The sequence below is a fragment of the Roseibium sp. MMSF_3544 genome (assembly GCF_030732845.1).
Taxonomy (GTDB): domain Bacteria; phylum Pseudomonadota; class Alphaproteobacteria; order Rhizobiales; family Stappiaceae; genus Roseibium.
In genome coordinates this window covers 276,930-290,839 of the sequence record NZ_JASHKA010000002.1, presented here as the reverse complement: position 1 = coordinate 290,839, position 13,910 = coordinate 276,930, and the positions used below count along the sequence as shown (strand labels likewise).

Genomic DNA, 13,910 nt, shown 5'->3' with positions numbered 1-13,910 from the left:
TCCTTGACGATTTGAAGCACAGATCACCCTATTAAAAAGCACATTTCACCGCTTCACAATTGCGACCCCGCGGCGCAGATCCGCGAGGCCGGTCATCACGGGGACAGATGTCAGTTGCTGGCTGACTTCAGTCCGTCCGCGACCGTTCCCGCGGTGACTTTCAGAAGATCGAGGTAAGTCGGCACCTTGCCGCCGGCTTCGCTCAAGGAATCCACATAAAGTTCGCCGCCATATTCAGCCCCTGTTTCACGGGCGACCTGCTTGGCCGGCGCTGTGTTGACCGTGCTCTCGCAGAAGACCACAGGGATTTCGTTTTCCCTCACGCCGTCGATGACAGCCCGAACCTGTTGTGGGGTCCCGACCTGATCGGCATTCATTGGCCAGAGGTAAAGCTCCTTCATGCCGAAGTCGCGGGCCAGATAGCTGAAGGCGCCCTCACAGGTGACCAGCCAGCGCTGCTCTTCCGGAATGTCGGCGACTGCCTGCCGGAGCGGTTCGATGGTCGCGCGAAGCTGGTTCTTGTAGGCAGCTGCGTTCTTCTCGTAGGTCGCCGCGTTGTCCGGGTCCTGTTCCGAAAAGGCCTTGACGATGTTGTCGATATAGACCAGCGCATTGTCCAGCCCCATCCAGGCATGGGGATTGGGTTTACCCTCATAGGACCCGGATCTGATCGCGATCGGGTCGATGCCGTCCGTCAAGGTCGCCGAGGGGACATCCCCCAGATTGGACAGGAATTGTTCGAACCACAGCTCCAGGTTCATGCCGTTCCACAGAATCAGGTCGGCATCTGACGCCCGCACGATGTCCTGCGGTGTCGGCTGATAGCCATGGATTTCGGCACCGGGCTTGGTAATCGACACGACCTCGGCCGTGTCCCCGGCAACGTTTTTTGCAATATCGGCGATCACGGTGAAGGTGGTCACGACTTTCATCTTGTCCGCGGCAAACGCAGCCGGGGACAGGGTCGCCGTCATTGCCGTCATGGACGCAGCCAGAACGAGTTTCTTCAGCATTCCAGACTCCTGAATGGGGTTCGTCCGCATTTCTGCAATTGATATTGCAAATCATTTGCAACTGTCAAGCTTGTTGCGAATGAGTTGCATTAAAAAGTGGTCATGTCTGCTGTGATGTAGAGCGCTTCACGCACGTGAAAAGCGCGGCAGCCGTCACAGATGTCACCGGCCGCTCAAAACGCGTAAATGATCTCTGCCGCGCGCACGGCCGCCGACGCGCGGTTTTCGACGCCGAGTTTTACGAAAATCTGTTCCAGATGCTTGTTGACCGTGCGAGGCGACAGGCCGAGTATCTCGCCGATGTCCTTGTTGGACTTGCCCTTGGCGATCCATATGAGGACCTCAGCTTCGCGCAAAGTCAGTTCGAACCGGTCCTGAAGCGCCTTGATCTGACCGGCTTCATCTTCTGCGGTCACGCGGAAGAGGTTTTCATCCGGCCCAACACGTCCCAGAGGGTGGAGTTGCACGGCAAGGTCCTCGGCCATGCCGAGCATGAAGCTCTTGTGGTGCACGTCCGACTGTGCGGCCGCGTCAAGCCACTCTCCCAGAGCCTTGCCCAGCTGAACCAGGCTCGCCTCAGAATTCCCGGTTCGCTCAAGAAGCGTATGGATCTGCGGTGTGGACCACAGAATGCTGCCGCTCGAGGTCACGGCAACCAGATGACGGCCAGCGGCATCAAGTGCCACATGCGCACTTTGCACGGACCGGGCGTTCTTGAGGTGGACCTTGATCCGGGCTTTCAACTCGTCAACGTCAATCGGCTTCGTCAGGAAGTCGACACCACCGGATTCCAGTGCCTTGACGATATGCTCGGTCTCCGACAGACCGGTCATGAAGATCACCGGGACGTGCTGCAATGACGGATTGTCCTTGAGCTGTTTGCAGGTCTCGAACCCGTCGAGACCCGGCATGACCGCGTCCATCAGGATCGTGTCCGGTGTCACCTTGTCACAGATCTTGAGCGCCGCTTCACCGCTGGTTGCCACCAGAACCGCAACACCGGTTCTCTTCAGCGCCTCGGTGACAAACCCGAGCGTTTCCGGACTGTCGTCCACCACCAGAACCGTATCGCGGCGATCATCCGTCATGGGTTTCCAATTCGCTCAAGACATCCCTGTAGGCATCGAAGTCAAACCGGTCGAGATGATCGTTCAGCGCCTCCACCAGCGGACGGTTCTCAGGGGTGCCAGCAAGTTCAGCAAGCTTTGCTTCAATGCCTTCCACATATCCGATTTCTGCAAGCGAGATCAGATCGGCGACATGCCTAGCACCGGGCGACCTGATTCTGGCCGTCGAGGACTCGTCTGTATTTTCCGGCTGTCTTGTTTCTGCCCAGGTCACCCCAAGGTGCTTTTGAAGAAGATCGAGCAGCTGGCCGATTTCCAATGGTTTTGCCAGCGACGCGTCGTTGAGCGCCGGCCCTTCCGGATGCAGGGACTGGTCGCCGATATTCGCCGACAGCATGATGATGGGCGCGGTTTCGTCTCCTTCGCGAAGCGCTTTGGCGAGTTCCCAACCGTTCATTCCAGGCATCAGGATATCAATGAGATAAAGGTCGGGCTTCAGCTCACGGATCTCGTCAAGACAGGCAGCGCCACTTTCCGCCTCAAGAACCGTAAAGCCGATCGGTGCCAGAACATCTTTGACAAGCGCGCGGTGATCCGGGTTGTCGTCAACGACCACAATTGTCTTGCGGGCCCCGAGGTACCCCCGCACCTGGTGCTCAAGGCGTACGACGTCCACGGGCCTGTCGACTGCAGCCAGCATAAGGCGCACTTCGAAAGAAGCCCCCTTCCCGGCCTCGCTCGACAGCGCGATCGCGCCGCCCATGGTTTCGGTCAGCAGTTTGGTAATCGTCAACCCAAGACCAAGACCGGGCGCCCTTCGACTGCTGGCCGCCGCGCTGCGCCCGAACGGTTCGAAGACCTTGGACTGGTCTTCCAATGCAATGCCTGGCCCCGTGTCTGAAATGACGAAACTGGCAACCTGCGACCGGTAACCAACACGCAACAAGACGTGTCCGCTGTCGGTGAACTTGATCGCATTGGACAGAAGGTTCACGAGAATCTGCCGAAGGCGTTTTTCGTCGGTCCGCACAAAGACCGGCAGGTTGGAGGCCTTTTCAAAACCGAACCCGAGGCCCTTCGCAGCGGCCTGCATCCGGAACATGTCGACAATCTGGTCGAGAAATTCGTGGATGTTGATCTCATTGGAATAGACCTGCAGGCGACCGGCCTCGATCCGGGAGATGTCGAGCAAACCGTCAATCAGGCCTGAAAGGTGTTCCGCGCTCCGGCGGATCGTACTGACGGCGGGTTTTCGTTCCGCAGGCAGCGTTTCGTCGCGTTCCAGAACCTGCGCATACCCCAGGACCGCATTGAGCGGTGTGCGAAGCTCGTGACTGAGGCCGACGACATACCGACTCTTGGCAAGGTTTGCCGCTTCCGCATCTTCCTTCGCCTTCTGCAATGCGGCGTCGGTGACGCTGTGGGCGTCGATTTCCTTTTGAAGAAGCGCGTTCTGGCGGGCGGATTCTTCCTCGGCGACCTGCCTTGTGTCATGGGCGAGCACGAGAAACCATGAGGAGATACCGGCCACGATTGCAAAAACGAAAAAGATCAGAGTGGTAGTCTGGGCGATGATGCCTGTCGGATCACCGAGCCTGCTTGCCGCCTGGGCGTAAATGATCCAGAGGACGAGACCAATCCCGGCAATCGAAAAGGCCGAGACCAGCGCGTAGCGGCCAAGCCTTGAACGCAAAGTCACAAGGACCTTTTCGGGCAGAACAAGCGAGGCAACGGTGCCAACCTGATAGGCTAACCGGGCTTTGGGCTTGCAGGAATCGTGACAGCGGGCATCCAGCGAACAGCACAAGGAACAGATCGGTGCCTGGTAGGCCGGGCAATAAGCCATGTCCTCCGGCTCGAATGGGTTCTCGCAGATGGAACAGGAAATATGATCGCGTTCCTGCCAGTGCGCGCGCGGCTTGCGCGCCAGATAGAATTTTCCCCCGGTCGCAAAGGCTATGACCGGTGCGGCGACAAATGAAATCGCCATTGCAAGAAAGGTCGCGAGCGCAGCGGCGGTTTCGCCGAACTGTCCGAATTGCGCGGCAAGGGCAAATCCGGTTGCCAGCAGCATTGCACCCGTGCCGACCGGATTGATGTCGTAAAGATGAGCGCGCTTGAACTCGATGCCTGGCGGAGACAGTCCGAGCGGCTTGTTGATGAAGAGATCGGCGGAGATCGCCGACAGCCACGCCATGGCGATAATGGAAAAGACGCCGAGCGTTTCCTCCAGCAGCGTGTAAATGCCGAGTTCCATCAACAGAAGCGCAATGCCGACATTGAACACCAGCCAGACCACGCGCCCGGGATGCGAATGGGTCAGGCGGGAAAAGAAGTTCGACCAGGCGAGCGACCCGGCATAGGCGTTCATCACGTTGATTTTCAGCTGAGCCACCACAACGAAAGCAGCCATCAGGAGCAGGACCACGGTCTCGTTGGGGATCATGTAGCCGAAGGCAACCGCATACATGCGCGAAGGTTCGTCTGCATGCTCAACCGGCACGCCGTGCGACAGCACCAGAACGGCCAGGAAGGAGCCTGCAATCATCTTCGGTGCACCGAGGATTACCCAGCCAGGACCGGCAAGAAAAAGGGCCAGCCGATGCCTGCGGCGGCCGAAATCCTCTGCTGGCAAAAAGCGCAGAAAGTCGACCTGCTCGCCAATTTGCGCCATCAGCGCGAGGATCACGGCCGTCGCGGCACCGAAACTGATGAGATTGACACTGCTCCAGCCACCGGCCTCGGTGCGCGGTGCCTGTGTGGCCGGATCAATTCCGGAGAAGGTCAGCCACTCACCGACCGCTTGCCAATCGGTGAACGCGATGAACACAAAGGGCAGGATGTTCAGGATGATCCAGAACGGCTGCGTCGCGAGCTGAAATCGGCTGATCCAGGTGATCCCGTGCGTGACCAGCGGGATGACGGCGACGGCACTGATGATATAGCCGATCCAAAGCGGCACGCCGAACGCAAACTCCAGCGCGCTCGACATGATCGAGGCTTCGATTGCAAACAGGATAAACGTGAAACTGGCGTAGATAAGCGACGTGACTGTCGAACCGATGTAACCGAAGCCTGCACCGCGTGTCAGCAGGTCGATGTCGACTCCATAACGCATCGCATAACGGCTGATCGGCAGGCCGACAATCAGCAGGACGAGGCTGCCGACCAAAATGGCGACAAACGCATTCGCAGTCCCGTGCGACAGGGTGATTGCACCGCCGATCGCTTCCAGTGCCAGAAAGGAAATCGCACCGATGGCCGTCTGCGAAATCGCGCGCGACGAAAACCGGCGCGCGCCCTTGGCCGTGAAGCGGAGCGCATAGTCCTCCAGCGTCTGGTTGTTGACCCATTTGTTGTACTGGCGGCGAATGGGCAGGATGCGCTGGCGGGCGGTCATAAAGATACCGCCGCCCGAATTTGCAGCACTTGCCTAATAATTGGGCAGCTCGCCGTCACCAATGCCCCGATTTCCCGCCCGTTATTCATGAATCCTGTGAAAGAGCACAATTCATGCCGAACAGACGCGCACGGTGCAGGATTGCCAACCAGCCTATTACGTCAATTGACGTATGTTGCGGCGCAATGATTCCGGCGCACGATCTTTTCCCGATGGCGGCAGTCCTTCCAGCCGCTATGCACCGGATGGGAACCGGTGCCTTCAAACAGGGGAACTGGCATGAAAAACACTCTCACAAAATTCGCACTGGCAAGCCTGATGGCTTCGACCATGATCGGCGGCGCGTCTGCCCAGGAAGATACGATCAAGGTCGGCATCCTGCATTCGCTCTCTGGCACCATGGCGATTTCGGAAACCACCCTCAAGGACGCCATGCTGATGCTCATTGAGGAGCAGAACAAGAAAGGCGGCCTTCTCGGCAAGAAACTTGAGGCGGTTGTCGTCGATCCCGCTTCCGATTGGCCGCTCTTTGCCGAAAAGGCACGTGAACTGATCGAAGTGAACGGCGTCGATGCCGTTTTCGGCTGCTGGACGTCCGTGTCGCGCAAATCCGTTCTTCCGGTGTTTGAAGAACTGAACTCCCTGCTCTTCTATCCCGTGCAGTATGAGGGCGAAGAGTCCCAGCGGAACGTCTTCTACACCGGCGCAGCGCCGAACCAGCAGGCTATTCCGGCCGTCGATTACCTGATGAACGAAGAAGGCGTCGAGCGCTGGGTGCTTGCCGGAACAGACTATGTCTATCCGCGCACGACCAACAAGATCCTGGAAGCCTATCTGAAGTCCAAGGGTGTCGCTGAAGAAGACATCATGATCAACTACACGCCGTTCGGTCATTCCGACTGGCAGACGATCGTCTCCGACATCAAGACCTTCGGGTCCGCCGGCAAGAAAACCGCCGTGGTCTCCACGATCAATGGTGACGCCAACGTTCCTTTCTACAAGGAACTGGCAAATGCCGGCATCAAGGCGGAAGACATCCCCGTGGTTGCGTTCTCCGTGGGTGAAGAAGAACTGGCCGGGCTCGACACCGAGCCGCTCGTCGGTCACCTGGCCGCTTGGAACTACTTCCAGTCCGCAGACACCGACATCAATGCCGAGTTCATCGATGCCTGGCATGCATTTATCGGCGACGAAGATCGTGTCACCAACGATCCGATGGAAGCGCATTTCATCGGCTTCAATATGTGGGTCGAAGCCGTTGAGAAAGCCGGCACGACCGATCCGGATGCTGTGATCGACGCCATTGTCGGTGTGTCCGTCCCGAACCTGACGGGCGGCTATTCCGCAATGATGCCGAACCACCACATCACCAAGCCGGTCCTTATCGGCGAGATCCAGGACGACGGACAGTTCGAAACCGTGTGGGAAACCTCCGGCCTGGTCGTTGGCGATGCATGGTCCGATTATCTGGACGGTTCGAAAGACCTGATCTCCGATTGGCGCGCACCGCTTTCCTGCGGCAACTTCAACACCGCCACCGGCAAGTGTGGGGGCTCCGGGTCCTAAGGGAGGAGACGGAGTTGGGGCGGGCCGACGCGGCCCGCCCCCTACCATTCGTTCCACTTGTTGTCCCGAAGGCGCAAAGCGCGATCCGGGAAGAATTCAGAACCAGTACCTCATCCTGAGGAGGACAGTCAGGTCCGTCTCGAAGGATGGGCGGCAAACCAAAGAGCAAGTGGCCCATCCTTCGAGACACCGCAGAGCGGCTCCTCAGGATGAGGCGTTTATCCAAATTCACAACGCCGGTGGACCGATGTCCTGTCTGAAATCGCTTTTTGTTTTCCTTTGCTTGCAGATAAGTCTCATGGTCGGACTCGCCGGTCCGGCAAATGCCCAAAGCGACAGCGAAACGCTGCGCCCGTTGATCAACGAACTGGCCGAGGGCAAGTTTGCAGAAACGGAACGGCAGATCGGAGCCCTGGTGGCAACGGGCGATCCAATTGTGGCCCCTGCCCTTGAAGCGCTCAGCGCCGGCGACCTTTACGTCCGCAAATCTGATGGCCAGGTGTTCATTGCAGAAAAGGACGGGAAACAGTTCAAACTGACGGACCCGCTGACGCTGGAAGCACAAGGTGAAGCCGGCAGGCGCGAGGTCAAGAAGATCAAGGTGAACAACAAGCTGCGACGGGTTATCCGTTCAGCGCTCGGTTCCCTGACACTGATGGCGCCAGACCCGAAAGTCCGCATCGCGGCCGCCGAGGCTGTCTTCAAGGCGAAAGATCCCGGCAGCATCGAAGCGCTGGATACCGCGATTGCCGCCGAGCAGGACGCAAACGTGCTCGAGGTCATGCAACAGGCGCGCGCCGCGGCGGTTCTCAATTCCGACCTTGAAGAAGCCGAGAAAATCGCAGCCGTTGAAATCCTTTCCGAGATGGGCAACCGCGAGGCCTTGTCGCTGCTTATCGGTGTCAGGTCGAGTTCGGAAGGCGCGGTTCAAGGTGCCGCCGCAGCCGCCGTCACGAAAATCGAAAAGTCCATCGCCGCCTGGGATGCGGCACAGAACATATGGTACGGCATCTCGCTCGGCTCGGTCCTGTTGCTCGCCGCTATCGGGCTCGCCATCACGTTCGGTGTGATGGGCGTCATCAACATGGCCCATGGCGAGATGGTGATGATCGGTGCCTACACGACGTTTGTCGTCCAGGATCTGATCCGCACCTCGATGCCGGAATTGTTCGACTATTCTCTTTTCATTGCCCTTCCCCTCGCCTTCCTGACCGCAGGCGTGATTGGCATCGCAATCGAGCGCGGTGTGATCCGATGGCTTTACGGCAGACCGCTGGAAACGCTCCTGGCCACGTGGGGTATCTCGCTGATCCTGCAGCAGGCGGTTCGCTCCATTTTCGGACCGACAAACCGCGAGGTGGGTAACCCGGACTGGATGTCCGGCGCCTTCGAATTGGGGCAAATGACGATCACCTATAACCGCATGTGGATCGTCGTGTTCGCGCTTTTGGTGTTTGCCGGGCTCATACTGGTCCTGAAGAAAACACCGTTCGGGCTCTACACCCGCGCCGTCACCCAGAACCGCCGCATGGCCGCGAACATGGGCATCCGCACGCCGTGGATCGATGCGCTGACCTTCGGGCTGGGGTCGGGTATCGCCGGGATTGCCGGCGTGGCTCTGTCCCAGATCGACAACGTGTCGCCCAATCTCGGCCAGGGCTACATCATCGACAGCTTCATGGTCGTGGTCTTCGGCGGGGTCGGCAATCTTTGGGGTACGCTTGTCGGCGCCATGACGCTCGGCGTCGTGAACAAGTTCCTCGAACCGTATGCGGGCGCCGTCCTTGGCAAGATCTTCGTGCTCGTCTTCATCATCCTCTTTATCCAAAAGCGTCCGAGGGGCCTCTTCGCCCTCAAGGGCCGGGCAGTTGAAGCATGATGTCCTCTTTCCTATTCCGCGCCATGGACGCCCGCGCCGGTATATTCCTGGCACTCATGGCGGCCGTCATCATCCTGGTGCCCGTGGGCAATCTTCTTGTGCCAGAGACCTCACCTTTCCACGTGCCGACCTATGCCGTCACGCTGATGGGCAAGTATCTCACCTATGCCCTGCTCGCGCTGGCGGTGGATCTGGTCTGGGGCTATTGCGGCATTCTTTCGCTCGGTCATGCCGCCTTCTTCGCGCTTGGCGGTTATGCGATGGGCATGTATCTCATGCGCCAAATCGGCACGCGCGGTGTTTATGGCGATCCGCTGCTGCCTGACTTCATGGTGTTTCTCAACTGGCAGGAATTGCCGTGGTACTGGTACGGCTTCGACATGTTCTGGTTCGCAGCCCTGATGGTTCTGCTGGTTCCGGGCCTGCTGGCCTTCGTTTTCGGCTGGTTCGCCTTCCGTTCCAGGGTCACCGGGGTCTACCTGTCGATCATCACGCAGGCTCTCACCTACGCCTTGCTGCTTGCCTTTTTCCGCAACGACATGGGCTTTGGCGGCAACAACGGCCTGACCGATTTCAAGGACATACTCGGCTTTGACATTCAAGCCGACACGACCCGCGCCGGCCTGTTTGCAGCCTCAGGCCTGGCGCTGGTCGTTTGTTTCCTGATCTGCCGCTCCGTGACCCGTTCGAAGCTCGGCAAGGTGCTTGTCGCCGTGCGCGACGCGGAAAGCCGGACGCGTTTTCTCGGTTACAGGGTCGAGCATTACAAACTTTTCGTCTGGACGCTTTCGGCCATGATGGCGGGCGTTGCGGGCGCGCTCTACGTCCCGCAGGTCGGCATCATCAATCCGGGCGAATTCGCACCGGCCAATTCCATCGAGGTGGTCATCTGGGTGGCCGTCGGCGGGCGGGCGACCCTTGTCGGCGCGGTTCTTGGAGCCGTTCTGGTGAACTTTGCCAAAACCTGGTTCACCGCCGCACTCCCCGACATTTGGCTCTTTGCTCTGGGTGGTCTCTTCGTCTTCGTCACGCTGTTCCTGCCCAAAGGCATTGTTGGCACCCTGAGCGACGGCTGGACGGCGCTCCGCCAGCGGCGGATATCGTCCGACTTCGGCGAGGGATCTGGAGATCCGCCCTCACAAGCACCACAGTCGCCGGGTGCACCGGCAAACGTACCTCCTCCCGGCCCTGCCGTCTCGCGTGCCGGCGCAGCCCACCCCCAGCCGGCGGAGTAGATCGATGACCAGAGCAACAAGCCTGCTTTACCTTGATGGGGTTTCGGTCGCTTTCGACGGGTTCAAGGCATTGAACGATCTCTCGCTCACGATCGACCCGGGCGAAATGCGGGCCATCATCGGCCCGAACGGTGCGGGCAAGACAACCATGATGGATGTGATCACCGGGAAGACCCGGCCCGACAGCGGCGAGGTGTATTTCAGCGGTGCGATTGACCTGACCAGCGAGGACGAGGCTGCCATTGCCGAACTTGGGATCGGCCGGAAATTCCAGAAACCGACGGTGTTTGAAAGCCATACGGTCTGGGACAATCTTGAACTCGCCCTGAAGGCACCGCGCGGTCCGTTTTCGACTCTGTTTCATGTCATAACCGGCGCTGAAAAGACCCGGATTGAGAACCTGCTTGAACTCATCCGGCTGACCGACAAGAGCAGTGAACTTGCCGCCAATCTCAGCCACGGACAGAAACAATGGCTCGAGATCGGCATGCTGCTTGCCCAGGACCCGAAACTGCTTCTGGTCGACGAGCCCGCAGCCGGCATGACGGACGCGGAAACGGCCGAAACGGCGGATCTGCTAAAGGACATCGCCAAGGATCATTCGGTCGTCGTCGTCGAACACGACATGGATTTCGTGCGCTCGCTCGATGTCAAAGTTACCGTGCTTCATGAAGGATCGGTGCTTGCCGAAGGCTCGCTCGACCATGTTTCCGCCGATGAGCGCGTCGTTGAAGTCTATCTGGGGCGGTGAGATATCAGCCTCATACACCGTTGTTATCCCTGCGAAGGCAGGGATCCAGTGCCCGAAGCATTGTTTGGTCAGCAGGCGGCAATGGTTACCGGATCCCGGTCTCGGCTCGAAGCCGAACCGGGATGAGAAAGAGAATGCTTGAATTCAATCTTTGAACGAAGGTTCAAAATAATGCTCAAAGTCGAAAACATCGATCTCTTTTATGGCGCGGCGCAGGCCCTCAAGGGTGTTTCGCTGACAGCGGAAACCGGAAAGGTGACGTGCCTGATGGGACGCAACGGTGTCGGCAAGACGTCCACCTTGCGTGCAGTCGCGGGTCAGCAGGGCATCGCCGCAGGCAAGATACTCTGGAACGGCGAGGACATCTCAGCGCTTCCTGCCCATGCCCGGGCCCGCAAGGGCATCGCGATCGTGCCGCAGGGTCGTGAAGTCTTTCCGCTTCTCTCGGTAAAGGAAAATCTCGAAACGGGCTTCGCTCCGATCCGGCGCAAGGAACGATACATTCCAGATACGGTTTTCGAACTGTTTCCCGTTCTGAAGGACATGCTGAACCGGCGTGGGGGTGATCTCTCCGGTGGCCAGCAGCAGCAGCTTGCCATCGCCCGGGCGCTCGTGACCCGGCCGAAACTGCTGGTGCTCGACGAACCGACCGAAGGTATTCAACCGTCCATTATCAAGGATATCGGCCGGGCCATATCCTGGCTCAGAAACCAGGGAACGATGGCGATCGTGCTCGTGGAGCAGTATTTCGAATTTGCGCGGGAACTGGCAGACGATTATGCCGTCATGGACAGAGGCGAGATCGTCCTGTCCGGAACAGGTGCCGAGTTGTCGGAAAACGAAGTGCGCCGCTACCTGACCGTCTGAATTCAAAGAACGCAGAGCCATCTCAAGCCTTTCGCAAATCGTGCGGGCATGACGCACCCTTGGGGGTAGCAATTCTGTCGGCAGTCGTGCTAGGGGGCTGTGCAGCTAAGATGCTGCCCAAATCCAAACGCTTTTTCTCCCTTTGATCGGGGATCTGCCTCAGAAACTGGAAATCCAAGATGCGCGTTGCAATGATTGGGACCGGCTATGTCGGTCTGGTATCCGGGACTTGTTTTGCTGATTTTGGTCACGTTGTGACCTGTATCGATAAAGACGCCATGAAAATCGACGCTCTGAACAACGGACAGATTCCGATCTACGAACCGGGGCTTCAGGAGCTGGTCGCCAAGAATGTTGCTGAAGAGAGGCTCTTTTTTACAACCGATCCCGGCGAGGAAATCAGAAAAGCAGATGCTGTTTTCATCGCGGTCGGGACGCCGACACGCCGCGGCGACGGCCATGCCGACCTGACTTATGTCTATGCCGCCGCTGAAGAAATTGCCGGGTTGCTCGAAGGTTTCACGGTAATTGTCACCAAATCGACCGTCCCGGTCGGCACAGGCGATGAGGTCGAGGAAATTATCCGACGCACCAATCCCGATGCGGATTTCGCGGTAGTCTCAAACCCGGAGTTTTTGCGCGAAGGCGCTGCCATTAGCGATTTCAAGCGGCCGGACAGGGTTGTTGTCGGCACTGAAAGCGAACAGGCTGTCGAGGTCATGCAGGAGCTTTACCGGCCTCTTTACCTCAACGAGACGCCGATTATCGTCACGAAACGCCGGACGTCCGAACTGATCAAATACGCCGCCAACGCTTTTCTGGCGGTCAAGATCACGTTCATCAACGAGATCGCGGATCTGTGCGAAAGCGTTGGAGCGAATGTCCAGGAAGTCTCCCGCGGCATCGGTCTCGACAACAGGATTGGCGGAAAATTTCTGCATGCCGGGCCGGGCTACGGCGGATCGTGCTTTCCAAAGGACACCCTCGCCCTTTCCAAGATTGCAGCGGATGCCAACTCCGATCTCAAGATCGTCGATTCCGTTATCGAGGTAAACTCGGCACGCAAGAAGAAGATGGCCGACAAGGTCATCGACTTCATGGGCGGTGACGTGAACGGATTGACGATTGCGCTTCTCGGTCTGGCCTTCAAGCCGAATACCGACGACATGCGGGAGGCGCCGAGCCTCGACATTGTTGAAAAACTGCAGTCGGCAGGTGCCAGGATCCGGGCGTTCGATCCGGCCAGCATGGATGAGGCCGGCAAGATGATGTCGGACGTGCTGTTTTGCGACGGTCCCTATCACGCCATCGAGAACGCGGATGTTGTCGTGATCGTGACGGAATGGGATCAATTCCGCGCGCTCGACCTGGAGCGCGTCAAAACGCTTTTGAAAGCGCCAAAGGTGGTTGACCTGCGCAACATCTACAAGCCCGACTACATGCTGGCCCAGGGCTTCGAATATACAAGCGTCGGCAGAAGTTACTGATTGCAACAGTCCACGCTGCACGCGCCTTGAATAGCGGCGCGTGTCAGCTTTTGCCGAGTGTCGTCGCGACCCAGTCAATGGCAAGCAAATAGCCTTCGACGCCGCAGCCAGCGATCACGGCATCTGCGCGCTGCGATACGTATGAATGATGACGAAATTCTTCCCGTTTGTGGATGTTCGAGACATGCACTTCTATGATCGGAAACTCACAGGCATTGAGCGCGTCCAAAATCGCGATCGACGTGTGAGAATAGGCTGCGGGATTGATAACGATGGCCTTAGCAGCCTCACGTGCCTCCTGAATCCAGTCGATCAGTTCATGCTCGGCATTGCTTTGCCGAAAGACAAGCTGCAGGCCCTTTTCGGCCGCTTTTGCCTCGCACATCTGGCGGGCATCATCCAGGGTCTGAAAGCCATAAAGCTCAGGCTCCCGTTTGCCTAAGAGATTGAGGTTCGGTCCGTTCAGAACGTAGACGACTTTTGCCATGCGGGCCTCTTCGATTGCTACGCGCAGAATGCGCCTAAACTGTTAATTTTACAAGCAAAACAGCCGCTACATTCGAGCAGCAGCGGAGACGGAAATTCATGACCGTCATACGAGCAAAAGTCACTCTTGCGCCTGTCAGATTTACCCATTATTAACTA

The 13,910-nt window shown here is 58.3% G+C and carries 10 protein-coding genes; 6 read left to right on the top strand and 4 right to left on the bottom strand.

What is annotated here, in order from left to right; all coding sequences use genetic code 11:
- Window positions 1-110: 110 nt before the first annotated feature.
- The 3 genes from RBB47_RS03975 to RBB47_RS03965 form a co-directional block, all read right to left on the bottom strand.
- Window positions 111-983 carry a metal ABC transporter substrate-binding protein gene (locus RBB47_RS03975; RefSeq protein ID WP_371932736.1) on the bottom strand — a complete coding sequence of 291 codons (873 nt, stop codon included), beginning with the start codon at window positions 981-983 and terminating at the stop codon, window positions 111-113.
- Window positions 984-1,186: 203 nt separating this feature from the next.
- Window positions 1,187-2,101 (bottom strand): response regulator, encoded by a 915-nt coding sequence (locus tag RBB47_RS03970; protein WP_305984447.1) that lies wholly within the window; start codon window positions 2,099-2,101, stop codon window positions 1,187-1,189.
- Window positions 2,091-5,480, bottom strand: coding sequence for an ATP-binding protein (locus tag RBB47_RS03965; RefSeq protein ID WP_305984446.1), 3,390 nt, complete (start codon window positions 5,478-5,480; stop codon window positions 2,091-2,093). Before RBB47_RS03965 ends, RBB47_RS03970 begins: the two co-directional genes overlap by 11 nt.
- A 279-nt stretch (window positions 5,481-5,759) precedes the next feature.
- Between RBB47_RS03965 and urtA the strand changes: the two genes are divergently transcribed.
- From urtA to RBB47_RS03935, 6 genes are all read left to right on the top strand, one after another.
- Complete coding sequence (urtA, locus tag RBB47_RS03960; RefSeq protein WP_305984445.1) at window positions 5,760-7,046, top strand: urea ABC transporter substrate-binding protein; 1,287 nt, start codon at window positions 5,760-5,762, stop codon at window positions 7,044-7,046.
- A gap of 298 nt (window positions 7,047-7,344) precedes the next feature.
- Complete coding sequence (gene urtB, locus RBB47_RS03955) at window positions 7,345-8,925, top strand: urea ABC transporter permease subunit UrtB (protein ID WP_305984444.1); 1,581 nt, start codon at window positions 7,345-7,347, stop codon at window positions 8,923-8,925.
- Window positions 8,922-10,160: an urea ABC transporter permease subunit UrtC gene (urtC, locus tag RBB47_RS03950; RefSeq protein WP_305984443.1), complete on the top strand. Its 1,239-nt coding sequence runs from the start codon at window positions 8,922-8,924 to the stop codon at window positions 10,158-10,160. The genes urtB and urtC overlap by 4 nt, the downstream gene beginning before the upstream one ends.
- Window positions 10,161-10,164: 4 nt before the next feature.
- On the top strand, window positions 10,165-10,911 hold the full coding sequence (gene urtD / locus RBB47_RS03945; RefSeq protein ID WP_305984442.1) for an urea ABC transporter ATP-binding protein UrtD: 747 nt from the start codon (window positions 10,165-10,167) through the stop codon (window positions 10,909-10,911).
- A 171-nt stretch (window positions 10,912-11,082) separates the two neighbouring features.
- Entirely contained in the window at window positions 11,083-11,778 is a 696-nt protein-coding gene (gene urtE, locus RBB47_RS03940; protein WP_305984441.1) for an urea ABC transporter ATP-binding subunit UrtE, read from the top strand.
- 179 nt (window positions 11,779-11,957) lie between these two features.
- Window positions 11,958-13,265: a UDP-glucose/GDP-mannose dehydrogenase family protein gene (locus tag RBB47_RS03935; RefSeq protein WP_305984440.1), complete on the top strand. Its 1,308-nt coding sequence runs from the start codon at window positions 11,958-11,960 to the stop codon at window positions 13,263-13,265.
- 43 nt (window positions 13,266-13,308) lie between these two features.
- On the opposite strand, the gene aroQ is transcribed toward RBB47_RS03935, so the two are convergent.
- Window positions 13,309-13,752 carry a type II 3-dehydroquinate dehydratase gene (gene aroQ / locus RBB47_RS03930; protein WP_305984439.1) on the bottom strand — a complete coding sequence of 148 codons (444 nt, stop codon included), beginning with the start codon at window positions 13,750-13,752 and terminating at the stop codon, window positions 13,309-13,311.
- Between the last annotated feature and the right edge of the window lie 158 nt (window positions 13,753-13,910).